This window comes from Pontibacter diazotrophicus, from assembly GCF_003367245.1.
GTDB lineage: Bacteria > Bacteroidota > Bacteroidia > Cytophagales > Hymenobacteraceae > Pontibacter > Pontibacter diazotrophicus.
In genome coordinates, this window is sequence record NZ_QRGR01000011.1 from 183,081 (window position 1) to 207,382 (window position 24,302).

Below are 24,302 nucleotides of genomic sequence, written 5' to 3' on the forward strand. Positions count from 1 at the left end.
TAATATTTAAAACAAAAACTTATGAAGACGAATATGATACTGAATAAAGCGGCTACTCTGACCAAGGGCTTTGCTGCTGCGCTGCTGGGCACTTTCTTCCTAACCAGTTGCGACCAACTCGGTGACCTGGATGGCGTGATACCCGGAGGCGGCTCTGGCGGCGGCGGCAACAGCCAGATGAAGATGTACAAGGTGCAGCTTAACCCGCTCAACAACTCGGGTGTGACAGGCACTGCGACGGTGATGATGAATGAAGACGGAGAGTTCGAGGTGATTACGGATGTGATGGGGCTGGCACCTAGCATGGTGCACCCGCAGCACATTCACGGTTTTGTGATGGAGAACATGGCGGATAAAGATGCTATGTGCCCGCCACCAAGTGCAGCGGGCGCCGACGGGCTGCTCACGCTGGAGGACGGCCTGCCTTTTTACGGCCCTGTGCTCATACCGCTGGATGACAAACTGGTGCCACTGACCGCTGACAACTTCCCTATTGCCACCTCTGCCGGTACCATCAGCTATGGAGGGAAGGTAATGACGAGCTCGCTTGTTTCTGCCTTCGACGCGATGCACAATGGTACGCAGACAGAGAAGGACCTGGAGCTTGACAAGCGTGTTATCGTAATTCATGGTGCTTATGTATATTACGATAAAGTTGTACCTGCCGATAGTAGAGAAGCTAAGTGGGCAGAGTACCAGCCAACGCTTCCGGTAGCCTGTGGAGAGCTGGTAGAGATGAAGTAAAACTTGCACGGACCAATTAATTTAAGATAAAAGGAGCGCCCATACCAAGTATGGGCGCTCCTTTTATACCTGTAGCATACGTCAGGCACGATGGCCACAGCATTTCTCCTCCTCTGGGATGGCCGTCTGTAAAGGTGGTGAAATGATGATACGCTGAATGTATGTACCTCTTAAGTCTACGAGACTGCATGTATTTCGCTTCGCAGAGGGGGCTTGCCTGAAGGAGGGTGACTGCAGGCCGCAGGAACAGGCAGCGGAGGGGAAGCAGGTTATAGCTAGCTTGCTGCTCAAACTTGTATTAAAATACGTGGGAATTTCGAGATTTTAAAAAAACGACTAGAACGCTATACCACTCCTGATTTAACAGCAAAGGAAATCAGTGCCGGAGTGCTTCTGCAACCGGTTTTGTGCAGCATGTTCTTGCGGTGCGTCTGCACCGTATTTTTGCTTATAAAGAGCTTATCGCCTATTTCCTCGCTGTTGTAGCCCTGGACGAGTAAAAGTAGTACATCTCTTTCCCTTGCGGAAAGTAAAGAGTGAGCGGGAAACTGGACTTTCTCAACTGTGACGTCGATGTAGGAAGGCTCCCCATTAAGCCCAATGAATGAGAGCACGGGAGCACCTTCCTGCTTGAGATGAGAAATGTCCGTGTGGATGCCAAGGGTGCGCAAAACATGCCCCTGCTCATCAAACTGTATGGTCACCACCTGCTGCAGAATCCGGATATAGTCGCCGTTCTTCTTCCTGATGCGGTAGTCATAGCGGACTTTGTAGTTCGGGATTTGTTCTAAAGTCAACCCGGAGAAGAACTCTCCCACTTTTTTCTCACAAGACAGAAACCAAAGCTGATCTTCGGGATGTATGCTACTCAGTATAAAAGCAACGTCTACTTCATCAGGCTCATATCCTAGCACTGAACTCACCTCTGCGCTTATCAGATCGAAGGCAAAGGCTCTCACGTTGAGAATAAAATAATAGTACTCCCCTACCTGAAAGAAGGAAAGAAGCCTTTTATGCAGCTCAAGCTCAAACCTAGAGTCCTCTGCAGTAAGAGCTTTTCCATCCTCATTCCGCTCTGAGATGAATTTCCAGATTCTTTGCGCCTGTTCATGTATAACTGGTTTCATTGTCCTTTGCTTTTATGTGCAAGCCCCGTTTCTTTAGTGGTTGCACACTATAAGTGCATCTACTATTAGTAGCGGTTAGAAAGTTGACAAAAAGCATATACGTTCATTCTGAAAATGAGGCTCTTGTTGAAAGCCTAATCTTCTAGCTCTTGCCCATAAGAAGCCACTAAAGAGACCTGCTCTTAGCTATTGGCAGGATAAAGAACCCTGCGCAGGAAGTGTTCCTGCAAACTTGGAATTTTTGAGATGGAAGGTGGAGGTTAGCTTGCTTTGACTCGTCCTGAAAAGTTGACAGTTTACATTGTTAATCCTATACCAGGTTGACAGCTGTTTCTTAATCCTGCCAGCCCTTTGCACCTTATACTGTCACCATAGGTAAGGGGTTCAGGCAACGACAAGCGTTCTTGGCCTCTACCTTACTGCATGGGCACCTCCTTTCCCTTCTTGGCAGCATAATAGTTTTTCCAGTGTCTCTTCAGCTCGCCGATCCTGCCGTGCGCCTCCACAGGCGTGAGCATGTCCACTATCGGCACGTGTGCTTGTGGCATGACCTCATGGGGAAAAGGTGCAAGTGCCGCCGTGGTATAGAGAGACTGCCCTGCCCAATGCAGGTGGCTTACCCCCTGCCGGGCACTGCATCGAACAGCAATCAGTATTTAATGAAGGGCATGCTTTCGTCAGAGAGTGCATTGTCATCTGCACCACCAACAAAGTAGCCGCCAACAAATATTCCGGCCCCGGCGTTTACGGCATTTGCTCCTGACTTATAAGCCACCATACTACCGTCTATGGTAGAAAAGCTTAGCATGTCGTCCTCAAAGCCAGTGTCCGCCTTCGGGGAAGAAGAGACCATGGTAAAGATTCTTCCAAGGTTTTTCAGAACCTTGTTGTCTATAACGTTTGGGCGATAAGAAGTAGCTGCAATACTCATGTGGCTATCAGTTTCAGGTTTCACATATTCAATGTTACATAACTATTCTGTACAGCAACAGGAAACAAATATGCGTGGAGTAACACAAATCCTGGGCCAACAGCAACAGCTGCCAGAGAAGTAGTTTTGCATTGATTTTTGTCTGGATAAAACTTTAAGCTGATACCAGAGGCGTATTCATATTATTTATTATATATACATATTATATAATATATACTAACTGCTATATGAAGTAACATTTTGGCACCCGCTTTCTGGCAGCAGGTAAAAGAAAATATTTTGCTTTTTTACCTCATAACTATACCGCGTAAAAGCGAACAGGCCTATAAAATAAAAAAATTCACTTTTCAGCACCTCCTGAAGTATTGTTTCAGTATATAACTTTACATATATTAGTGTCTTCTAATATTAAAAGAAGTGATTCTATACGAAAACGGCTTTATCAGGCTAGAATACGACGCCTCCACTGATTTGCTCTATGTAGATGGCCCCGATGTTCAGGAGTATGCCCTGCTGCGGGTTTATGAAGCATCCAATATTATTGTGGGAGCCATAGGTAAGTACAATATAAAAAGGCTCCTGATAGACTCCAGTGAGACGATTGTTGACATCAGCCACGAAGACTACAAGGTCGTGATGAACCAGTTTACCCGCGACCTGATGAAAACCTCCCTGCAAAAGGTTGTCCGGGTTGCCACCAGCGATGCCGCCAGGGAGAGCGGGGTGGAGAAATACGTGAAGCAGGTGAGCCAAAGTGCCAAGCCTTCGCTTGCGTTTCAGAACTTTACCAGCAGAGCCGCCGCCATTGCCTGGCTAAGGGCGGAATAGCCCGGCACCGTTGCCTTTACCGTTGTTCTTTCCGGATGGTATGTTCAATTAACGGCCCATTGATTACAGGAAATAGTGAGGTGGCAACTACTTGAGTTGAGAAAGGAAAAAATATCATTTTAACACCCATCATAACAGGCTGTCAGAAAACACAAAAACAGCAATTATCCTTTTCAAACATATGCAGGCAGCTTCTGACAAAGACTGTATGTTTGCCGACAGCTTCTGCTCTACAGTCGGTCCTGGTGAACATAACCTTCGCTATGAGCCGCTATTCTGCCTTATATCTACCCTCTTTAAAAGCTATGGAAGGAAGTCTACCCTTATCTGGACCCTCTCCTCCCCCACCGGCGTCAGGAGCGTGACCTCTACCTTATCGCTTTTCTTATAGTGCCTGGCGATGCCCATGATGCTACCTAAGGAAGGCGATTTTCATGTTCAACTGGTTCTCAAAACACATACAGGTCAAAACCTTTATCCCCCTCTCTACTCTTTTTATGCAAGTTCCTGTACAATGGGAAACAAAGAAAGTCGTGAATTCCTGTTTTGAGAATTCTTTCTACCGGCATTTGCTTATCTTCGGACACTCGTTATGTTATGCTCCCTATTTCGTCAATAATGCATCAGGACTCTACGCTGGATTATCAAGCTATTTTCAATACCCTACCAGGTAACTTCCTGGTGCTGCAACCAAACCCACCTCTTTTTACTATTCTGGCTATCAGTGACAGTCTGCTGCAAATCACGAACCAGGAGAGGCACAACGTAGTAGGCAAGAGTGTCTTTGAAGCATACCCCGAGAACCCTGATGATAGTACATCTTCCGGGCCATCCAGGATGAGAGATTACCTACAGAAAACCCTTCAGGAAAAAAAGATAGATCAGGTGCCGCTCGTTCGATATGACGTGCCCAACACAGAAAGTGCTTTTGAAGCACGGTACTGGTCGGCCGACAGTAGGCCTGTTTTAGATGCAGCAGGCAATGTTGCCTACATTCTGCACACCGCGATTGATATTACCCAGCAGGTAACGGCGCAAAAACAGCTGGAAGACCAGAAAGGATATCTGCAAAGTGCCGTTGATATTGCAGACCTGGGCACTTTCAAAGTGGATATAGCTAATGACACTGGAACTTACTCTGAGGCAGCAAGGGAATGGTTCGACTTTGACAGCCTCCGTAAACCCATGGCTGATATCTTCAGCAAGTTACACCCCGAAGATGCTGAAAGAGTAACGAAAGTTATTGCGGACTCACTCCAATCAGAAGAAAGGGGCAGGCATGATATTACCTACCGCCTGGAAAGTTCTGGTGACCAGGGTGTTAGGCACCTGCGTTCTATTGGTAAAACTATGTTTGCAGAAGGTAAACCGCATAGTATTATTGGCATCATACAGGATGTAACTCCCCAGGTAAGCTCTCAGAAAAAGCTTCTGGAAAGTGAATCCCGCTTCCGGAATTTACTAAAGCAGGCACCTGTGGCAATAGCCCTTACCCGCGGCCAGGATATGGTCATCGAAAACGTCAATGGACCGATGCTCCGCATCATGTACAAAGAGACGGAAGAAGAGGTAATCGGGAAGAAATTGGTAGAGGCATTGCCGGAGGTAAGGGACCAGCCGATACTGCAGTTAGTTCTTGATGTCCTAAAGACCGGTGAACCCTTCAAAGGGTCTGAGGTACCGGTAAGTCTGCGGGAAGGGGGAAGTGTGGAACAGCACTATTTCAACGTCTCTTATACCCCGCTTATAGAAGAAGGGATAGTGACCGGTGTGATACATACTGCCATAGATGTAACGGAGCAGGTTCTTGTCCGGAAAAAGGCAGAGGAAAGCCAGGAAGCACTGAAGCGCTTTAAGTTTATGGCCGACCAGGCGCGGGATGCCTTTATCCTCATGCGGGAAGATGGCTCTTTTGCCTACCTTAACCCGAAGGCACTGGAGGCGTGGGATTATAAGAAAGAAGAAGCGGAAAATATCCGCGTACCTGATGTGGACCCTGTCTACCAGGAAGAGTTGTTTTCACAACTGTTTGCAAGGGCACAACAGGAAACGATCCCGCAGTTTGAGACCCTGCACAAAAAGAAAAACGGGCAGATTTACCCGGTAGAGGTGACCGTAGTTGGGCTGAAGCTCGACGGTGAGCCCCATCTTTTCGCATTGGCACGGGATATAACAGAGCGCAAGAGGAATGAAGCAGCATTGGAGCTGAAGAATAATCAGCTGACACGCATCAATAACGACCTGGACAATTTTATTTATACAGCTTCCCATGACCTGAAGGCCCCTATCTTCAATATCGAAGGGCTCCTGTCACTCCTTTCTGATGAATTTAGCACAGGAGGCGTACAGGAGGACGAGTCGAGGCAAATAATAGACCTGATGCAGCAATCGGTGGAGCGCTTCAAGAAGACGATTGAAAGCCTTACAGACGTAGTGAGGCTTCAGCAGGAAAACGAGGAGGAAACTGTTCTGATTTAACTGCCGGCCATGATACAGGAGGTGAGACTGGACCTGAAGTCACTCATAGCAGCATCGGGTACTCAACTGGAGGTAAACGTGGAGGAGTGTCCCGCTATTCGTTTCTCAGAAAAGAACCTGAGAAGTGTGCTCTACAACCTGCTCTCCAATGCTGTCAAGTACCGCTCCCCTGATAGGGAACCGCGCATTCAGATACATTGCGGGAGCACGCCTTCCCATCATGTGCTTACTGTCACTGATAACGGGCTGGGTCTTGAAGCTGGGCGCACGGATGAGCTGTTTACCATGTTCAAGCGCTTCCACGACCATGTGGAAGGTACCGGCATCGGACTTTACATGGTGAAGAAGATGGTGGAGAATGCCGGGGGACGTATTGAGGTAGAGAGTATCTTAAATGAAGGCACCACCTTCCGTATCTTTTTCAAGAAGTAAAAGTATAGATGCAAAAGCATGGTTTCTACTAACACGGCACAGCCATCAAAACCAGCCTGCATGTTGAGATGTATCCCCGGCAGCAGAAGGTAGCCATGCGTGGAACTTACCTGCTTGTGAATAGCCATACAGCTGCAGGTGTGGAGACCAGTCACTTACACTGGATGACTGGATAGAGATTGGCGTCTACGCCCCTGCTGCAAAGGGCGAGGAGTTGGGCCAGCTACTCTACCTGCAGAAGCACCGCATCAGTTCCAACCGTCAGTCAATTACGGTAACAGTGCCTCAAAAGCCTGCCAGAGCCGGTATAGACCCCCGCCACCTGTTGATTGACTGGGAAATGAATAATAACACGGAAGAGGTAGAGTTGGGCAAATAGGTGTGTCTAACATGCGCATCAGGTTTGTGTAAGCCTGGCATGCCTGCACTTAATCCCGGTGTTTGCCGTGGCAGCAATCCTGTATGCTACCACTGCTGCTCTGGTGGATTGTTTTTATAATGAAACATTCAGTCTGCTAATAAGGCAGGAAGCATAAATGGGCAGACAGGCGGTACAGCTAATAAAGGCTCACGTGTATGAGTCAGGACAACATCATTGCGAATGCCTATGCGCTGCAGAGAAAACTTCTCCTATAAGTTCAAAGAGAATTCATCTACAATTATGCGTAACTCCTGCTATATTAGTAACTTAAAAATCAGTAAATTAAGGCTTTCATCTCTTTTCTAAATAAGATTTTAAATTAAAATTCTGAAATTCCTATGAACAAGATTCTTCTGCTATTTATATTCTTGCTGGGTTCATTGCCCTTTACAATTTCTTTCCAGAACCCTACTCTATCTCCTGAAAATCTGGCTGAAAAGGCAAAGTCTAAAAGTCTTTTCAACGGGAAAGATTTAACCGGCTGGCATGTGGATGTGCCTAAAATGGATAATGACCCTACTGCGCGTAATCCATTTATTACCAGGAACGGTTTGCTGGTTAGTTTAGGTACGCCCGGTGGCCACCTGATAACCAATGACAGCTATAAAAACTACCGCTTGGAAATAGAGTACCGGTTTGCCGACAAGCCCGGCAACTGTGGAGCGCTGGTGCATGTTTCTACCCCGCGGGCGCTGTACGAGATGTTCCCCCAATCGATAGAAGTACAAATGATGCACGAGAATGCAGGTGATTTTTGGTGCATACAAGAAGACATTGTCGTACCGGATATGGAAAAAAGGCGCGGGCCAAAAGAAAAGTGGGGAGTAAACGGCGATAAATTGCGCCGCATTCCGAATTTAACTGATGGTTCGGAAAAACCGCTGGGAGAATGGAATGCCATGACGATTGAATGCGTGGGTAAGGAGGTAAAAGTTTGGGTAAACAACGAGTTGGTAAATCATGGTTTTGATGCTACCGTGCAACAGGGCCAGATTGCATTACAGGCCGAAGGCGCCGAAGTTGAATTTAGAAAAGTTTTATTAACTCCAATATCTAAGTTGAAAGATTAATTAAACTTACTCTTCCAACTTAAAATAGCAAATTGCCTAAGAGGCTGTTTAGATTTAGCTGGGCAAAAAAGCAGGTGTTGGCTGTTGGGTAAGAAAAGTTTGCAGACTTATGCCTTACCCAAGTGATTTAACCGACACCCAATGGCAATGTATAGAAAGGATACTGGAAGATGAAATGCTTTGCAGGAAGCGCATCTGGCCGCTGCGCAGCATCCTTGACGCCATCTTCTACGTGAGCAAAGGAGGCATTTACTGGCGCATGATGCCTTTGGAGCTTCCGCCTTGGCAGACAGTTTACTACTATTACCGTAAGTGGCGCCTGAATGGATTATAGGATTTGCTCGATAAGAGTCTGCGCAGCAAGGTGAGGCGGAAGCAGGACTCATAAGCCCTTTTATGATAAATAGGAGCAGCTAATTTAGGCTCAGCTTGCAGCTAGAAGAAAATGTTCAAATGAGGAATAAAGAAACAAATATTACTTCCTTTAATAGTTGCAACTTACATACCCATGATTAAGTATAATCATTTTTATATATAACGTAATTTATTGAAAAAGCATACCCTAGTTTCCTCTCATGCATACCTGATAGTAAAACCTAAGTAGATCATATATGAAAAAAAAACTATTTCTGTTGCCTGTTCTATTAACTTTATTCCTCTTCGTTGGGTGCGATAAAGAAGAAGCGGAAGAACCCGACCCAACGGCTGAACTTGTGAAGGGGGAATGGGTAAGGAATTTAGTCACAAATGTGTACTACAATTCATCGGGTGCTGTAGAATATAGCGATAAAGAGGTAGGGGTAATAAACTATACGATAACTGAAGGGAACATAACTACCTTATATAAAGCAGCTGCCAATCAGGTAGCAAATTATACCTATACAATAAGCAAAGAGGATGGCAAGAGGCTTATTAACCTAACTAATCAGAGTGGTAGAGCTGAGACCTACGAACTTGTCTCCGTCACAGAACAAAAGATGGTTTGGCGGGTAGAGGAAACAGACCATACGTATACTAAAGCAGGCGGATGGAGGCAAGCAGCAAAGTATGTTAGAACGATTGAATTTAAAAAATAAGCACATGAGCAAAAAATGAATTCTTTTAAAAGAAAGGAGGCTTTCCGAAAGAGCATTATAGAATGTTAGCCTCTCCAGAAACGGAGGGGCTTTTAACTTTCTCTTCAAGCAAGGCTTTACCACAGTAGAACAGCAACGAACACAAAAGAAAAAGTTTTAATGACTTACACCTGTTACACCCTTGCAAGTCATTAAAACTTATGAAAATATTAAGTTTTTTCAGGAGGTGTTTTTCTGTACTCCGTGAAAGTACCAAAAGTGGCACCCCTCCAGTTGGCTGGAAAGGGGGTTCCGCTTATAACTAATGTTATGTTCAAGAGAGCCGGTTTCTGAGAAATTCCATATTTAGAAGGAATAAGAGGTGATTTCCTCTCACTGATCTCTTTCTGCCGAACCAACATACTCATAAGCATCCAGTGAAGTACTGGTATCGATTGCCTCACCATCCAGAATAAAATTGGCCATAGCCGGACGCAGGTTAAGGAGGATCCCGTATTTTGCACTACTCCTCCATTTCGCGCCACAGTCTGTACTGCTCCGGCATGAGGTGAACGCGCATGTAGTTGCCCAGGAACAAGGTGCCCACCCAGTCCTTCTCCTCAGCTAGCGTCTGATATCCTATGATGGCCTCCTCTATCTTTCTAGCGTGGGCGTTCGCCTCCTCCTGCAGCTGAGAGACGCGCCACAACGACCACAGCGACACACAGGCTAATACAATAGAACACTTCCCAGAAGGCATTCTGCCGTATCTTTTGCTGGCGAGGCGTGAGCTGGTCTTAAGGCGTCATGGCTTTATTTAAACATGCTTTAAATCTATTTAACTATACATTATAAATAAGCTATAGATCTGAAAGACAAGAAAGTATTTAAACAGGTGGCAGCGACGGCATAGGCAAGGCCATTATAAAAAACTGGTGAACAGTGGGGTGCAGCACATTGCGGTAATGGGAAGAAGAAACAATGCCTGTATCAGCCTTTCTTTACCACCTCCTGTACCTTGTCCTCTTTCCAGATGCCGCTCAGGATAAGTTCCCCATCCTCGTCGTACATGGCGCCCTGTCCGCTGCGCATATTATTTTTCCACTCGCCTACATACTTTTCTCCGGAAGTAAAATAATAGGTACCTGTTCCTTCCCGTTTCCCCTGACGATATTCGCCCACATAAACATTGCCGTCGGGCCAGGTATATTTCCCCTTTCCATGCCTTTTATTATTCTTCCATTCACCGGCATAAATCCCTCCGGTGCCGAACAGGCCGTAACCATAACCATTGGCTTTACCCCCAGCCAGGTCCCCGGCATAATAAATTTGTGTTCCCTCGGCGGTTTCGAACTCCAGTTCACCTACCGATTCGGCTATTTTCTGCATTTCCGCGAAGGCTTGCATCAGGCTGTCGCGCAGCTGCTCGGTTTCCATGACAAGGATTTCAACTTCTGTATCAGAAAGCCGCATCAGGGAGTCCCTCAGCTGAATTTCCTCTCCCAGACTCCTTTCCGCCGTCAGTCGCTCGCCCTGGATCTGCTCTACCCGCTCCCTAAGGCTGCTCACTCTTGCCTGTTTAGCCTGTATAGCATCTATCACCTTTAGCTTTTCATTCATCAGGTTCTTTTGGCCAAACACACTATCAGCCCTCTGGAAATATTTCAGGGCTCCTTCAATGTCTTCTACCGCCAGCAGGGAGTCTCCTATACTTTTATATCTGTAGTAATCCACGGAGTCGGCAACCGCTTGGTTTTGTTCCAGGACAACCTCCTTTTCTTGCTTTAACGTGTTTGACCTTATTAAAAAGAATACGGCCAGCAGCAGAAGTAAACCGCAGATCACCATCCATATTTTATTACTCATATAATTACTTTCCTTTTTTCAAGACTAAAACAAAACAGTAACCGCCAGAAGTTTCCAGCTTCCTTCTGTCAGGAAAAAAACGCCCGGAATAGCGCCTTTAATCCCGCATATGTATTTTTGGAACCGCCTTTTGCGGGCTTCGCAGGTCGAAGTTAACGTACAGGTTTAGCCTGATAAGGTGGGCCTGGTTGTATTCATAGCCTGTTCTTGCCTGTCCCAGCGTCCAGGTATAGCCGGCGGAACACATAAAATTTTTATTAATGATGTAGCCCAGCACGGGGTATATCCTGAAATCTTCCATGGGATTCGCCACCACGGTTTCGCCGCTATGCATGAATATTTCAACACTTGGCGAAAAGTAGAAGGTTTTCTCTGCCAGGTACGGCTTGTTTATGGGGATATAAGCATAAATCTTATACCGGTACCTGGTGGTATAATTATATTCGGGCAATGCTACCTCCAAACTGCGCCTGAAACGGTGCTCAAACCTGAACTGGTGGTAAAATTTCACCCTGCCCATCTGAGGCTGAATGAGCAGGTACTGGTGCCATATCCTGTATTCGGGCACCATGCGCTCATACTGCGGGTTGGTCGGATCCTGGGGAAAATTCAACACCAGCACTGGTCCTGCCGTTACCTCAAAGTTTTTGTTCACTAAAAAATTAATCCCGTGGCGGTTGTATATTTTCCCCATGCTGCCGGCAAAGTCCAAGCGGTTCTCCTGGCTGTTCTGCCGGCGGTAGTGGGTTTCGGCATAATAATAAATCTTTTCGCCCAGCCGCAGCTTGGTATACAGGCCAAGCCACAAGCCGGTCCTGGCTTCGCCAAGGCGTGCTTCCTCCGCCTGTCCGAAGCAGCTGCTACTTAAGGCAAAAAAGGCAAGAAATAAAAGGTAAATCTTATATTGCATACAACGACTACTTTAAGAAAACAGGAATGCCTAATTTTCGGATAAGCGTCTCCGGTCCATCCTGAGAGCGTACCCTCCGTTCGAGCCTTTTAGGATTTTTATTTAAAGCATCCAGCATATAACGCTGCAGCACCTCCAGGTTATCTGCTTTCCGCAAAAAGTCCTCGCAGCTTTCGGCCGGAAGCATCCTATCTACCAGGTAAGGCACCAGGGTTTGGCGATAAGCTCTGAACAGCCTTTCATACAGGCGCACCCTCATTTCGGTATAGGTATAGGGGTTCAACCGGCTTTCCATGTAGGCCTGATCCACCACCTGTTCGCTTTGAGCAAGCTGTGGAGCCTCTTCCAGCCTGGCTGCCAGTCTTTTCAGGCAGCTGATGAGCTGATCGGCCTGCTCCAGCCGCTCGGCAGAAGACAGTTGACCGTACTGCTGCAACAACCTGTCTTTAAACTCCACAAATGAATGCTTGTAGATGCTGCTTACCTCAGGATTGTACAGGTTCAGCTGCAGGCTGTCGGCCAGCCGCTCTATTTCTGCAGCTAAGGCGGTTATCTGCTCCTCCCTTTCTTTCAGGGGTACATCTATTTGCTGTTCCGTCAACTTTTCGTCTACCTGGCTGCTAATCTGCCCGAACTCTTCTTCCAATTGCTGAACATAGGCTTGGTACTGCTCAAATGGAGAGAGGCTCTCTTTTCCAAAATCAAAGTCAACCGTTTCCTTCAGCAGCTCATCATTGTAGGTATAAGTCACCGTATCCTGCAGGCTGATTTCAGCAAGCCTTCGGCGCATAAACCACTCCGGATTAATGTGCTGCTGCAGCGGTCCGGATAACACCTCAAATATGTTTCGCTGCCGGCTTATCCTATCCAGCAGCAGGTCGCCGCGGGCATACAGGGAGGCAAGCTCCCTGTCGCGGTACCTGTTCAGGTTAAAGGCAGATAAAGCCATGAGGCTGTCTGCCTGGTGCTGTAGGCTGGAGAGCCTGCTGTAGGTTTCCTGGATAAAGGCTAGTTCACGCTTATCCGGCTTATACATGGGGAGTCTGACGGTTGGAGGCTGCACGTTCAGCGAAACAGGCAGCTCACTTACCAAACTGCTGTGATTGGCCTGCAGCTTAGCAAAAGACTGAACAAGGGTTTGGAGGGGCTGCAACAGCCGGATTTTTTCCGCTGCCGGCATATCCGGCAGGTAATAAGACAGCACGTCCGGAAACAGCGAGTCCAGCGCATGCTCCTGCAAACGCACGTCAGCCAGATTTCCGGCCATGTAGACGGGCTGCACAAAACCTCCTTCGCTCCCAGTAACTCCTGCAAGCAGGCCGTCATCAAAATAATAGGCTATCCTTACCTCCTCCCCTTCTCTGCTGACACGCACCTCCAGCGTGTCAGCAAGACTACCTTCTGTATTAAAGCCCCCGCTGAGTACCTGGCCCGGTTCCTCTTCCATGATGTAGAACTGCTTATTCAGTATACCTTCCTGATTAAAGGAGGCATTCAGCAGCCGTACGGTATCGGCAGGCTCCCCCTCCTCCTGCCGGTACTCACGAAGAAACCACTGTCCTACCGGCCTGTCTTCCTCATATTGCCCCAGGATCTCCGCCTGACTGCCACTGTAAGGAATGCGTATACTCCCGGCTTCCGGGCTCAATTGCGGAAGGGCCGGAAAAAAAGAAAAGGAGCGGAGTAAGTAAGGTCCTTGCTTTTCATCCTTTCTGAAAGTTAGCCGAAGATGTTCATACGCATACTTTCGGGCATGCAAGGTATCTTTGACATGGGGCCTCAGAAAAAGCTCATATTTCCCTTGCCGCAGGGTGTCCTTACGGGAAAGCTGGTACTGGAAGCTCCGTTGTACAATGTAGCCCTCACCTTCTCTCAGGGTATCTGTCAGGCTGTAAAGATCCTGACCAACAACATACCCTGTAGCTGAAAATAAAAAACACGTAACAAAAGCAAAAAAGCATAATCTTCTTGCTTTTCCTTGTTCTTTTCTGGCCATCATTCCTTCTTCTTTTAATCCCGCCTCGTTTTTCCCCTACCTGTCCTCTCTTATACACCGGCCCAAAGCAAAAAGATATAAGGGGTGCAAGATTGCCTCAGCCATAATCGGTGTGGCAGGAGGAGGCTGCTGGGAAATGATGGTGAGGGCTGTATCCCGGGCATCCTTTGTATAGTTGGCCTGTGCAAAGTTGCCCCCAATGGATTCCATTGTCTGATACTTCTTTTGGGGATTAAGCTCAATGGTAACAGGCAATGGGGAAACACTCTGCCCCTGCCCGATTTGTTGTGCATCGGCAGCAGATAAAGCTGCCCAGGTAAGGAGGGCGGTTAAAAATATGGCTTTGTTCATGTTCATGCAAAAAATGGATTTAAACATAGTGTGGTTCGCATTCTTAGCTATTCTGTCCTATCCTGCGTTATCGGCTTAAAATAAAAATGCCCCTTTAGCAGTAGGGGCATTTTCCGAAGATTATCTGGAGACGATTGTTGCTGTGGGCGCTATACTTCTGCCTTTGCCTTTGTAATTATAAATGGTTGCCGCAGTGGCGTTTGCAGGTAATTGCCAGGTGCGGGACCCTTGGGACAGATAGCTGCCGCCGTAATAAAACTCATAGCGCTGTTTCTTTCCGTCTTTTGTGGTCACAATACCATAGGCATCCTGTGGCTCCAGCTTTACCGGCTTGTTTGCAATTGCATTGTTAGTCTTGAACACCCGAAGCGGCCCCTGGTTTACTGCCGCCAGCACCAGCGTTTCACCTTTCGCTGATGTGATCTCAGTCAGGGCTTTACCGTCTTCTTTCACCATAAAGCCGCTCTGGTTAACGCTGACAGGTGTAAAACCGCCTTTCCCATCACCTTTCAAATATAGCCCGATCAAGCCATCGTACCAGCCTGTGAGTACTTCAGTAGCATAAGAGTTTCCGATAAGCAGGAGGTCCAGTTTATTATCACCATCAAAGTCTTTAGTGCTGATACCGAAAACAGGGCCGAATTGTGCCTGCATAGGCAAGGCCTTTATTTTGAATTTGCCATTGCCCAGATTCTCCATATAACTGGTTTTGAAATATTCGCCGCGCACTACATACGCATCTTCCAGTTCTTCCTCCAGAAACATATCCTCCAGCGTAGCCTCTCCATACTTGGCGTAAGTCGGGAAACGTTTCCGCATACCCACAATCTGGCTGGTGAGGCCGTCGCGCGGGTGTGTCGGGTGATTTTTACCTTGTATATAATAGAACAGAATAGGATCTATACTTCCGTTCGAATCAAAATCCTTTGCATAGATACAAACAGGCTCCTTTGCAGATCCTTTATACTTGCTATTCAGGCCCAGGTTACCGGCTACATAGTCTATATCGCCGTCTCCGTCAAAATCCGCGCCTGTAATATTGTTCCACCAGCCGGAGGTGTGCTGCAGCCCGGTTTCGGCTGTCACATCTGTAAATACACCGTTCTTATTCTGAAAGAAAGTGACAGGCATCCACTCACCCACCACGATCAAATCAACCTGCTTATCCTGGTTAAAGTCTGTCCAGATAGCAGAAGTCACCAGGCCCAGATTAGTGAGGCTTTTGGCAGCTGTACGTGTTACATCTTTAAATTTGCCGCCGTTGTTCTGCAAAAGATAACTTTGAGCCGGTAAAGGATACTTACCCGGAACCACGCGCCCTCCCACAAATAAGTCTAAATCGCCATCGCGGTCATAATCGGCAGCCGTTACGCAGGAGCCACTGGCCAATGTAGCCGGTAAGGCCTTGGCATCTAAGGCAAATTTGCCATTGCCATCATTCTTATACAACCTGTCCTGGTAATCGCTGGAACCTGCAGGGTTTTCTACGCCGCCACTCACTACATACAGATCCAGGTCACCGTCGTTATCGGCATCAAAAAACAAAACACCCATATCCTCTTCCTGCGTGCCTTCTTTAGCAAAAGGCCTGCTGGCGAAGTTGCCATTCTCATCCTGCAGAAACAGCATGCCTGTATGCTGTGTAGCGCCTCCCACATAGAAATCTTCCAAGCCGTTACCATCTGCATCACCCACTGCTATTCCAGGTCCATTCTGAGACAATTTATGCGGAAGCAGGAATTCTTGTTTAAAATCATCGTAGCTGGCTTCTTTCTGATCATACTTAATTCCCAGGTCATCGCTCACTTCTTTGAATAAAATGTTTGCCAACGGTTTAGGTGCTATGGGTTTAGCTGTAGCGTTGTTGTAATCTAATGTAAGCAGTTGATTCGGTTTCACCTGCTGCAGCACCTGGCTTTTGCCGTCAGGCCAAATAACTTCGAGGGTCTGCACCAGGCTGTCTTTGCCCAGGCCGAAATGCGCTATGTTGTATACAGTAGACTTATATCCCTTGTGCGTGTAATGCTCGTACACCTGCTGTTTATTTCCGTAGGCCAGCTTCAATTTCGCACCTATTCCAAATCTGTTTTGAGCAGTTCCTTTAAATTTAACTTTAAGGAAGTTGTTTTTTAAAAAGCTTTCGGCTCGGTTTTGATAGACAAAGGCTTCCTCATCTATGTTGTTCACCACCATATCCAGGTCACCGTCGTTGTCCAGGTCGGCATAAGCGCCACCGTTGGAGTAACTTGGGTCAGACAGCCCCCATGCCTCCGACATATCTGTGAAAGTCAGATCTTTGTTGTTCCGGTAAATGTAGTTGTGGGTTTTAGTGCCTTCCAGTTTCTTCAACTCTTTTGTAAACTCTTTTTTATTCGCTTCTTCTGTTCCGAATTTGTTCAGACCAACCGTGTAGGTAGCAAAGTCTAGGTTGGTTACATCTTTCCGATAGCCGTTGGTAACGAGTATGTCCCGGTAACCATCGTTGTCAAAATCTGCAAATAATGGTCCCCAACTCCAATCTGTATTGCTCACCCCGGCCAGTTGCCCGATTTCACTGAAGGTTCCGTTCCCGTTATTTAGCTGAAGCGAGTTGCGTACGTACTGTGGCTCATACCCAAGCTCCAGATTCATCATAAACCGGTCATAATTTGCGGGCATAAGCATGGTTTTCTGGTGCTTGTTCTCCTCCGGCAGCATGTCCAGCACCATGATCTCCTGGTAACCGTCATTGTTGATATCAGCAATATCGGTACCCATACCATTGTAACTCTGGTGGCTCAGGTATTGGTTAATTTTATCTGAAAAAGTGCCATCGCCATTGTTAATCCACAGCAGGTCGTTTGTGATAAAATCGTTCGCCACATATACATCGGGCCAGCCATCCTGGTTTATATCACTGATGCCTACACCTAAACCATATCCTTCAATGTTGATCCCAGCTTTTTGCGAGACATTCGTAAATGTATTGTTGCCGTTATTCCGATACAACCGGTCAGTACTTTTGGCCAGGCCATCATTTGTTTTAGGGCGCACCAGGTTCCGGTTTTGCTCCTCACGGGCATTGGTGAGCAGGTACATGTCCAGGTCGCCGTCCCGGTCATAATCCAGAAAGGCAGCATGGGTACTATAGCCGGTGTCAGCTAGGCCGTAAGCCTTCGCAGCCTCATTAAACGTGTTGTTGCCGTTGTTAATGAACAACAGGTTAGCCATGTCGGCTTCCTCTACCGGGCCTGCCATACAGATATAAATATCCAGAAATCCATCCTGATTTATGTCTACCATAGCTACCCCAGTACTCCAGCGCTCCGTTGCAACTCCCGCTTTATCCGTAATGTCCTCAAACTTAAGATTGCCTTTGTTCAGGTATAGTTTGCCAGAAACTTTATTTCCTGTAAAATAGATGTCTTCCAGGCCATCGTTGTTAATGTCGCCTACTGCCACGCCTCCACCATTGTATAAGTAATCAAACTGCATTGCGTTGAGGGTGTCATTCTCTGGCAGCTTATTGTTAAAGCTGATACCCGTTTCCTCAGCAGCTAAAAGCTCAAAAAGCACAGGTTCTTTGGGTGAAAAATATTTACAATTTGTAAATATTAGTAAGAGAACAGCGAGAAGAGTATAATTAGAATATTTCATAAACATGTCTCATTAAGACATAGAACTTTTGACTTTCTATTAATCCTTATAAAAACATAATTTTATAAAAATAGGATGTTATAAATCGATTAGAAGTAAGTGCTTTGTGTAATACATTTTATGTATTTGCTATTACATAAACTCAACTATAAGTCTTACAACAACCGGACTTTATTACAAATCATCACAAAAGAATGTTCATTTATGACTTTTTAGTTACTTTATTTAAGCCATCACATTAAACAGCAAAAGCCCGGTTGTCGGGCTTTTGCTGTTTAGACTAATTATCTGGATCTTAATATCCATCATTCTGCCGAAGTGCCTCATTTAAATCAAGATCGCGCTGGGGGATTGGCTTCAACAGGTGTCGCTCATTCCAAGCCTGGTTTGCAGCTTCTGAGCCAAAATCAACATCTGTTTTAATATCAATTAAATCGGCACGATGCCATCGCACCAGATCGCTGTAACGATACCCTTCTAAAGCCAGTTCAACCCGACGCTCATGCATGAGCCAATCAAACATCTGGTCTTGAGAAACATCAGCCGGATGATCAGGCAGAATAGTTCCGGTTGGGTCAGCCCTTCTTCTCACCTGATTGATAAGCGCTGCGGCACCGGCTACATCGTTGTTTCCCAAGAGTATGGCTTCCGCCAGCATTAAGAGTACATCAGCGTAACGAATAACACGTTGATTGTTAAGGTCAAAATTCGGGGGGGAAGATTCTTCTGTAACATCACTCAGCCTAACATACTTTGAGGGTGTGGCACCAGAAAACGACCAAAGAGGATTATAAGGTTCGTCGAAATATGGATCTCCGGCCCTGTAGTAAGTATCCTGTATTCTAGGATCCCCAGGTTCAAAGGCATTTCGGAGAGGCTCTAAAACATGCATATTACCATAACCATGACCATTGGCTTTCGGAGCACATAGGCCTGTAGGGCCACAGGCAGGACGCCAAACCACACTCCGGTTAGTTCCCGCGAACCCAATGTTTTCGTTAGCAGCAGCACCAAAATCAACTGGAAGCCATGTATTAAAATCGCCGCGGCTGAACTGAATCTCAAACAGGGACTCTACATTATTCTCTTTTGAAATATCGAAGTTATCAGAAAAAGTTGGCACTAGCGAGTACTGTCCGCTATTTACAACAGCACTCAACTCTCTGACAGCATCAGCATACAGTGCAGTGTTATTGTCCCACTGCGCACGGTACAGGTAAACTTTACCCAGCATTGCGGTAGCAGCTCCACTTGTTACACGGCCTGTATTAGTGCTTTCCCAGGTAGCAGGCAAGTTTTCCTGCGCGAATTTTAAGTCGGAAATCACTACATCCCAGATTTCTCCCGGATCTGACATGGGTTTGTTCGCACCTTCAAGTGTGCTGATTGATGCCATGGAAACAGGCGCATTGCCAAAATTAGTAGCTAACAAGAAATGTAAATACGCCCTGACAAATTTGGCTTCTGCTTCAAACTGCACTTTGCGTTCTTCATCTTCGAAATTACTTGCTTTAGGAAGCGCATCGATGATTACGTTGGCGCGCTGAATACCTTTATAAGACTCCCTCCACAAATTGAAGAATTGCGCGTCATTTGCATTCCAGTTAAAGTCATTCCGATCATTCGGATTCTGCCCCCTTGCTACTTCGTCGCTTGGATAAAGCATTACCTCGTCCCAAATTGAACCGGATTGGTCAAAGTAAAAATTAATAAGGGTGGAATAAGCAGACAGCGAGGCAGCCTCAAAATCTGATTCTGTCTGGTAAAAAGTAGTATCGTCGAGCTGCCCCAACGGAGACAGTTCGAGTTGCTTTTCACATGCCGTAAACTCCAGCATGCAAAGCATTACTAAACTTATTTTGCTGATTCTTTTCATATAAACAATTTACAAAATTTGAATAAAAGTTCTGTACCAGACTTCAGCATAAAGCTCAGGTTCCTGACAGACCTATCAGAACGACAACTGTATACCGCCCTGGAAAATACGTGGCTGCGGGATGTTGGCATTATCTGTACCAGCACTTGTTGCGCTAGTATTTTGCCCGAAAGTTACCACTTCGGGGTCAAGCCCGCTGTAATCAGTGATTGTGAACAAGTTGTTAGCCGCGATGTACACGCGGGCAGTACTGAAAGCCCGGGTACGCTCTACAAAAGAAGCCGGCACAGTGTAGCCTAACTGTATGTTACGCAGGCGTAAAAAACCGGCATCTTCTACAAAGCGATCTGAGAAGCGATTGTTCTGGGCAGGGTCGCCGGCGACTGCACGCGGCATACTGTTACTCGTGTTCGGGCCTGTCCAACGCTCCTGAGACTCTACTAATTGGTTACGACCTGGGCCTCCAAGGCCTATGTTACTGCGTCGGTAGCTGTTGTAAAGCTGCACACCGGATACACCCTGGAATAAAACATTTAAGTCAAAACCATAAGCATTAAAGCCCATGTTCATTCCATAGAAAAAGTCTGGAATGGTTTTACCCAAATACGTTCTGTCAGCAGGCGTGATGATTCCGTCTGGTTCGCCAGAGAACTGAACCCCTCTTGGAGCGTCCTCTGGGGCTGGGCCGTTCACATCCAGGAAAATTACATCTCCTGGGCGAGGCTTGTTTACATCTCTAGCCAGGTTATCAGGCAGGGCTCCGTCTGCTTCCGCCTGGGTTTGATAAATTCCTCCTGTTTTATAACCGTAGAAATAACCAATCGGATAGCCTACGGCCGTACGGTAATCACCAGAAGAAAACTCCTGAATTCCAGGAGCCAAAGCAGTCAGACGGTTACGAATAGTAGTAATATTACCGGACACATTAAACTCTACAGCATTCCCAATCTTGCCATTATAGCCCATTTCCACCTCTATTCCGCGGTTCTCTACAGTACCCAAGTTTACTGGGATACTGGTAAATCCACCCACAGCAGGGATTGGCAGGTTATAAAGGAAATCTTTGGTTTCCCGAATATAATAGGTGGCCAAGAGGTTAAACCGGTTGTTAAACATATACATATCAAACCCGAAATCTGTGGTCTGTACAGTTTCCCAGGTAACGTCTTGGTTTGGCAGGTTAACTTGTACAGGGGCCTGCTGTGTAACACCACCTAAAGCATAATCAGGCGTAAAAGAAACCCGGAAAACATGCGGAAATTGAGCAGTATTTGAATTACCTAACTGCCCCCAGCTACCTCTGATTTTCAGGTCATTGATCAAAGTTAATTTTGCCATAAACGGCTCCTGGCTAATACGCCATGCAGCTGACACAGATGGGAAAGTACCCCAGCGATTTTCAGGTGGGAAGGTAGCAACACCGTCTCGGCGAACAGTAGCAGTAAGGAGGTATTTCTGCTTATAATCGTAGCTCAGGCGGCCTATGTAGCCTACAAAGGCTTGATTGAAGTTACTGGAACCTGCATTAGCAAAGTTTCCATCGGCGTCTCCACCCTGGTTGCTAATATTCTGGTAAAAAGCAGGAGCTGTACTAAGATAGTTTTCCCCCCTGTACGAAAGCCCGGTACTGCGCAGCTTTTGGTATTCAATGCCAGCTAAGGCGTTAATAGAATGGTCACCTAAAGCTTTATCATACGTTAGTGTATTGGTAAACACCTGTGTGTATCCTTCACCGCGGCTATCGTTGTAATTGTTGATGTTACGCGCCAACCCTAATTCCTCGTTTGTATAACCAGGCTGCCAATTCGTATTACGGGATGTATTGAAGTCGATGGAGGCTGCGGTACGGAATTTAAGATCTGGCAAAACTTCTAAAGTACCATGTATGCCCCCTAATACGTTAGTCCGGCGGTCAATAACTTCTAAGATCTCGTTGATTCCTACTTGGTTGGCAATTGTTAGGCCGCCTACGTTATAGTTACCCGTGTAACCATAACGGTTACCTGGTATAGGATTAGCCGGGTCTTCAAAAATCCTAAAAAAGGGAGGTTGATTGGCCGTGGAACCATAGAGGAAGCCATCACCACCGGCATTCATACCTCTCTGTATCTCCTGGTAAGCAATGGCAAAGTTTTGGCCAATGGTAAATCGATTACCAATTTTAAAATCCCCATTTACCCGGAAGTTAAAGCGCTCTAAGTCCCATTTACGAATAGTAGCTTCCTGGTTAAAATATCCTGCGGACACGTGGAAGCTGGCAGCCTCCGAACCGCCTGAAACTGAGAGGTTGTGGTTCTGGATGGGGGCATCCTTGTTGAGCACTGCGTCCTGCCAATCAGTGTTCACATTAAGCAAAGGGCTCCCTGGCTGGAGATCGGGGTGCAGAACAATAGCATCATCACCATTCTGGGCATTGCGGTTGTTGATAGCCTCTGTAGCTAATTGCACGTACTGCTCACTGTTATTCCAGTCATATAACTTCGGGAAATTCTGCACACCATAATAGCCATCATACCGCACGGTAGGTTTGCCTGTCTTGCCTCTCTTGGTTGTAATCAGCACAACGCCATTCGCTGCCCGAACGCCATATACGGCAGCGGCAGAGGCATCTTTCAATACCGACATGCTTTCTATATCAGCCGGGTTTATGGTGGCTAACGGATTCGTAACCCCGCCACCGCCGGTACCTACCGGGATACCGTCTATCACGTATAGGGGCTGGTTGTTGCCTACAGTGCTTACACCGCGGATCCGCACGGATACTGGCGAGCCTGGAGTACCGTCAACGCTTGTTACCTGTACACCAGACACACGGCCTTGTAGCGCCTGGTCGGGGCTGGCAACAGGAATACGCTGTACCTCTTCCGACGTCACAGTACCAATTGATTCGGTAAGCATCCGGCGGTCTTTCTCTCCATACCCTATTACTACTACTTCCTCCAATGCTTTTGCATCTTCAGAGAGCGTTACATTCAGGTTTGCAGCACCGTTCACAGCCACTTCTCTGGATGTATAACCGATATATGAAAAGACCAATGTACTGTTGGCGTCAGGTACCTGTAAAGAGAAGTTTCCATCGGAATTGGTTACCGTTCCCTGAGTAGTTCCTTTTACCGCAACAGAGACACCAGGTAAACCCTCTCCCCCACCGCCTGTTACTTTGCCGGACACAGTCAGCGGACTTTGGCCCAGAGCTATTCCAGTTGCGTTACTGACTATTAGTGCAATGACTAACAGCAAGTAAAAAAATCGGTTTCTTTTGTATAGTCTCATCATAAGTCTAAGTGTGATTTGATTGACATGGGATATGGTTTTAATAAGACATAATTTACTCAGCACAATTATAGCGAATAGAAGAAAGAAAAATAAACTGTATAATACTTATTTCCCATTATATTTTTACCTTTAAAGTGATTAATCACTTTATCATAACTATAGTTGACTACATTTTCTAGTAATTAACTATAGTGGCTTATTGCTCAACAGTATTTTTTTGGTGTAGGCGAAGATTGGCCTTCTTTACAATTCTACAATAAAGGAGTTTATCTTGAAACAATAAATTCTAAAGCCTTCAGTTACTCCTCTTCTCAGCCCTTAGCTTATGACTGAGAAGCAGCCTTCATACCCTATCAGAATTATCTTATTTAAGTTTTGCTTTTATAAATATAAATATAACAGCTACACTTACTTTAAATTATAAAAAAATATAGATAAAACAAATAGATTCGAATGTTTTATATATTTATCTATGGCAGCTAAAATTCCATCAAATGTCGCTTCCGTTAACGGGCTAAAGATTCATGTAGAAGAGAAAAAATGGAAAGCCCCAGCAATCGTTTTTCTTAAGGGTTTTCAATGTCTGGCCAAGTATGGCTTAAGCAATTAAATAGCGAAGCACTTCAAGCGCATCATCTGATTTCAGTAGGAGATTGCCTGGACATGGCTTTTCTGGATGGTCTACTACTCCAACCTAAGATTACACAATACCAGGATACGCAAGCACGCTAAACGATTTGATTCCCACTATAACCGATATAAAATTTGTATTACTTGGTTATTCGCATGGAGGCAATATAGCAATAGAAGCCTTACCTGCCTTAGTTTGTTGTTCATAAAGTGATACACATGTTTAGTGAACATGAGAACTCCTGCTTGAGGTAACCTGGTTTATGAGATGCTATATTCCTGCTTAGGAAATGCTTTGTGTCATTCCTAATATATTTACTGAGGTTACATATGGCTCTAACGCCCTTTTACTGTCCAGGCCACGTATCAGACCTATAAAATCGGTCTGTGGGTTAGATCATACCTCAGCAAAGAAGCCCCCCATGTCCTATATTTCAATGTGATACCCCCTTCTGCCGCGGTGGGCCAGAAAAGCGCCGTGTGCCCAAATTATTTCTAATCTTCCGGCTAAGGAATGGCTGTTGAAGAAAGAGGTTCATGACACACTATGGAGCTGCTACATTTGAGTGGACATATAGTTAAGCGAAAAACCTATAACTTAACACTATGTCACAAGAGAGAAGAAAGTTCGACAAAGAATTCAAGGTGATGGCTGTAGAGCTCAGCAAGACCAGG

General features: G+C 46.1%; 20 protein-coding genes. 9 read left to right on the top strand and 11 right to left on the bottom strand.

All coding sequences use genetic code 11. From position 1 onward, the window contains the following. Positions 1–21: 21 nt before the first annotated feature. On the top strand, positions 22–744 hold the full coding sequence (locus DXT99_RS12135) for a hypothetical protein (RefSeq protein WP_147294208.1): 723 nt from the start codon (positions 22–24) through the stop codon (positions 742–744). A 344-nt stretch (positions 745–1,088) separates the two neighbouring features. Here DXT99_RS12135 and DXT99_RS12140 read toward each other — a convergent pair whose 3' ends face one another. The 3 genes from DXT99_RS12140 to DXT99_RS12145 all read right to left on the bottom strand — a co-directional run bounded on the left by DXT99_RS12140 (position 1,089) and on the right by DXT99_RS12145 (position 2,802). Next, on the bottom strand, positions 1,089–1,871 hold the full coding sequence (locus DXT99_RS12140) for a LuxR C-terminal-related transcriptional regulator (protein WP_115565818.1): 783 nt from the start codon (positions 1,869–1,871) through the stop codon (positions 1,089–1,091). 416 nt (positions 1,872–2,287) lie between these two features. Next, positions 2,288–2,419 carry a hypothetical protein gene (locus tag DXT99_RS27720; protein WP_262511361.1) on the bottom strand — a complete coding sequence of 44 codons (132 nt, stop codon included), beginning with the start codon at positions 2,417–2,419 and terminating at the stop codon, positions 2,288–2,290. A 101-nt stretch (positions 2,420–2,520) separates the two neighbouring features. Next, positions 2,521–2,802 carry a hypothetical protein gene (locus DXT99_RS12145; protein ID WP_115565819.1) on the bottom strand — a complete coding sequence of 94 codons (282 nt, stop codon included), beginning with the start codon at positions 2,800–2,802 and terminating at the stop codon, positions 2,521–2,523. A 417-nt stretch (positions 2,803–3,219) separates the two neighbouring features. On the opposite strand from DXT99_RS12145, the gene DXT99_RS12150 reads away from it, so the two are divergent. From DXT99_RS12150 to DXT99_RS12175, 8 genes are all read left to right on the top strand, one after another. Then, on the top strand, positions 3,220–3,630 hold the full coding sequence (locus DXT99_RS12150; RefSeq protein ID WP_115565820.1) for a hypothetical protein: 411 nt from the start codon (positions 3,220–3,222) through the stop codon (positions 3,628–3,630). 181 nt (positions 3,631–3,811) lie between these two features. Continuing rightward, on the top strand, positions 3,812–4,021 hold the full coding sequence (locus DXT99_RS26840) for a hypothetical protein (protein ID WP_147294209.1): 210 nt from the start codon (positions 3,812–3,814) through the stop codon (positions 4,019–4,021). A 227-nt stretch (positions 4,022–4,248) separates the two neighbouring features. Continuing rightward, complete coding sequence (locus DXT99_RS12155; protein WP_181885112.1) at positions 4,249–6,108, top strand: PAS domain-containing protein; 1,860 nt, start codon at positions 4,249–4,251, stop codon at positions 6,106–6,108. A 9-nt stretch (positions 6,109–6,117) separates the two neighbouring features. Next, on the top strand, positions 6,118–6,540 hold the full coding sequence (locus DXT99_RS12160) for a sensor histidine kinase (protein ID WP_115565822.1): 423 nt from the start codon (positions 6,118–6,120) through the stop codon (positions 6,538–6,540). Between the two features lie 214 nt (positions 6,541–6,754). Beyond that, entirely contained in the window at positions 6,755–6,919 is a 165-nt protein-coding gene (locus DXT99_RS27030; protein WP_181885113.1) for a hypothetical protein, read from the top strand. Positions 6,920–7,299: 380 nt separating this feature from the next. Next, positions 7,300–8,031: a 3-keto-disaccharide hydrolase gene (locus tag DXT99_RS12165; protein ID WP_115565823.1), complete on the top strand. Its 732-nt coding sequence runs from the start codon at positions 7,300–7,302 to the stop codon at positions 8,029–8,031. A 109-nt stretch (positions 8,032–8,140) separates the two neighbouring features. Next, the gene (locus tag DXT99_RS12170) at positions 8,141–8,365 is read left to right on the top strand and encodes a transposase (protein WP_115565824.1); all 225 of its coding nucleotides are present in this window, start codon (positions 8,141–8,143) and stop codon (positions 8,363–8,365) included. Positions 8,366–8,642: 277 nt separating this feature from the next. Continuing rightward, positions 8,643–9,107, top strand: coding sequence for a hypothetical protein (locus DXT99_RS12175; RefSeq protein WP_115565825.1), 465 nt, complete (start codon positions 8,643–8,645; stop codon positions 9,105–9,107). Between the two features lie 502 nt (positions 9,108–9,609). On the opposite strand, the gene DXT99_RS12180 is transcribed toward DXT99_RS12175, so the two are convergent. From DXT99_RS12180 to DXT99_RS12215, 8 genes are all read right to left on the bottom strand, one after another. Continuing rightward, positions 9,610–9,846 (bottom strand): hypothetical protein, encoded by a 237-nt coding sequence (locus DXT99_RS12180; RefSeq protein WP_147294210.1) that lies wholly within the window; start codon positions 9,844–9,846, stop codon positions 9,610–9,612. 230 nt (positions 9,847–10,076) lie between these two features. Next, positions 10,077–10,952 carry an MORN repeat-containing protein gene (locus DXT99_RS12185; RefSeq protein ID WP_220273382.1) on the bottom strand — a complete coding sequence of 292 codons (876 nt, stop codon included), beginning with the start codon at positions 10,950–10,952 and terminating at the stop codon, positions 10,077–10,079. Positions 10,953–11,049: 97 nt separating this feature from the next. Then, positions 11,050–11,862 (bottom strand): DUF2490 domain-containing protein, encoded by an 813-nt coding sequence (locus DXT99_RS12190; protein ID WP_115565827.1) that lies wholly within the window; start codon positions 11,860–11,862, stop codon positions 11,050–11,052. Between the two features lie 7 nt (positions 11,863–11,869). Beyond that, the gene (locus DXT99_RS12195) at positions 11,870–13,861 is read right to left on the bottom strand and encodes a hypothetical protein (RefSeq protein ID WP_115565828.1); all 1,992 of its coding nucleotides are present in this window, start codon (positions 13,859–13,861) and stop codon (positions 11,870–11,872) included. Between the two features lie 33 nt (positions 13,862–13,894). After that, positions 13,895–14,209, bottom strand: a complete 315-nt coding sequence (locus DXT99_RS12200; protein ID WP_147294211.1) for a hypothetical protein — start codon at positions 14,207–14,209, stop codon at positions 13,895–13,897. A 120-nt stretch (positions 14,210–14,329) separates the two neighbouring features. After that, the gene (locus DXT99_RS12205) at positions 14,330–17,764 is read right to left on the bottom strand and encodes a VCBS repeat-containing protein (protein WP_181885114.1); all 3,435 of its coding nucleotides are present in this window, start codon (positions 17,762–17,764) and stop codon (positions 14,330–14,332) included. A 376-nt stretch (positions 17,765–18,140) separates the two neighbouring features. After that, positions 18,141–19,721 (bottom strand): RagB/SusD family nutrient uptake outer membrane protein, encoded by a 1,581-nt coding sequence (locus DXT99_RS12210; protein WP_115565831.1) that lies wholly within the window; start codon positions 19,719–19,721, stop codon positions 18,141–18,143. Positions 19,722–19,796: 75 nt separating this feature from the next. Continuing rightward, the gene (locus DXT99_RS12215) at positions 19,797–22,997 is read right to left on the bottom strand and encodes a SusC/RagA family TonB-linked outer membrane protein (RefSeq protein ID WP_115565832.1); all 3,201 of its coding nucleotides are present in this window, start codon (positions 22,995–22,997) and stop codon (positions 19,797–19,799) included. Positions 22,998–24,302 lie beyond the last annotated feature (1,305 nt).

Bases quoted from the DNA above. Each gene is read 5' to 3' on its own strand.
- DXT99_RS12135 (WP_147294208.1), top strand. From the start codon at position 22: ATGAAGACGAATATGATACTGAATAAAGCGGCTACTCTGACCAAGGGC.
- DXT99_RS12140 (WP_115565818.1), bottom strand. From the start codon at position 1,871: ATGAAACCAGTTATACATGAACAGGCGCAAAGAATCTGGAAATTCATC.
- DXT99_RS27720 (WP_262511361.1), bottom strand. From the start codon at position 2,419: ATGCCACAAGCACACGTGCCGATAGTGGACATGCTCACGCCTGTGGAG.
- DXT99_RS12145 (WP_115565819.1), bottom strand. From the start codon at position 2,802: ATGAGTATTGCAGCTACTTCTTATCGCCCAAACGTTATAGACAACAAG.
- DXT99_RS26840 (WP_147294209.1), top strand. From the start codon at position 3,812: ATGCAGGCAGCTTCTGACAAAGACTGTATGTTTGCCGACAGCTTCTGC.
- DXT99_RS12155 (WP_181885112.1), top strand. From the start codon at position 4,249: ATGCATCAGGACTCTACGCTGGATTATCAAGCTATTTTCAATACCCTA.
- DXT99_RS12160 (WP_115565822.1), top strand. From the start codon at position 6,118: ATGATACAGGAGGTGAGACTGGACCTGAAGTCACTCATAGCAGCATCG.
- DXT99_RS12165 (WP_115565823.1), top strand. From the start codon at position 7,300: ATGAACAAGATTCTTCTGCTATTTATATTCTTGCTGGGTTCATTGCCC.
- DXT99_RS12170 (WP_115565824.1), top strand. From the start codon at position 8,141: ATGCCTTACCCAAGTGATTTAACCGACACCCAATGGCAATGTATAGAA.
- DXT99_RS12175 (WP_115565825.1), top strand. From the start codon at position 8,643: ATGAAAAAAAAACTATTTCTGTTGCCTGTTCTATTAACTTTATTCCTC.
- DXT99_RS12180 (WP_147294210.1), bottom strand. From the start codon at position 9,846: ATGCCTTCTGGGAAGTGTTCTATTGTATTAGCCTGTGTGTCGCTGTGG.
- DXT99_RS12185 (WP_220273382.1), bottom strand. From the start codon at position 10,952: ATGAGTAATAAAATATGGATGGTGATCTGCGGTTTACTTCTGCTGCTG.
- DXT99_RS12190 (WP_115565827.1), bottom strand. From the start codon at position 11,862: ATGCAATATAAGATTTACCTTTTATTTCTTGCCTTTTTTGCCTTAAGT.
- DXT99_RS12195 (WP_115565828.1), bottom strand. From the start codon at position 13,861: ATGATGGCCAGAAAAGAACAAGGAAAAGCAAGAAGATTATGCTTTTTT.
- DXT99_RS12200 (WP_147294211.1), bottom strand. From the start codon at position 14,209: ATGAACAAAGCCATATTTTTAACCGCCCTCCTTACCTGGGCAGCTTTA.
- DXT99_RS12210 (WP_115565831.1), bottom strand. From the start codon at position 19,721: ATGAAAAGAATCAGCAAAATAAGTTTAGTAATGCTTTGCATGCTGGAG.
- DXT99_RS12215 (WP_115565832.1), bottom strand. From the start codon at position 22,997: ATGATGAGACTATACAAAAGAAACCGATTTTTTTACTTGCTGTTAGTC.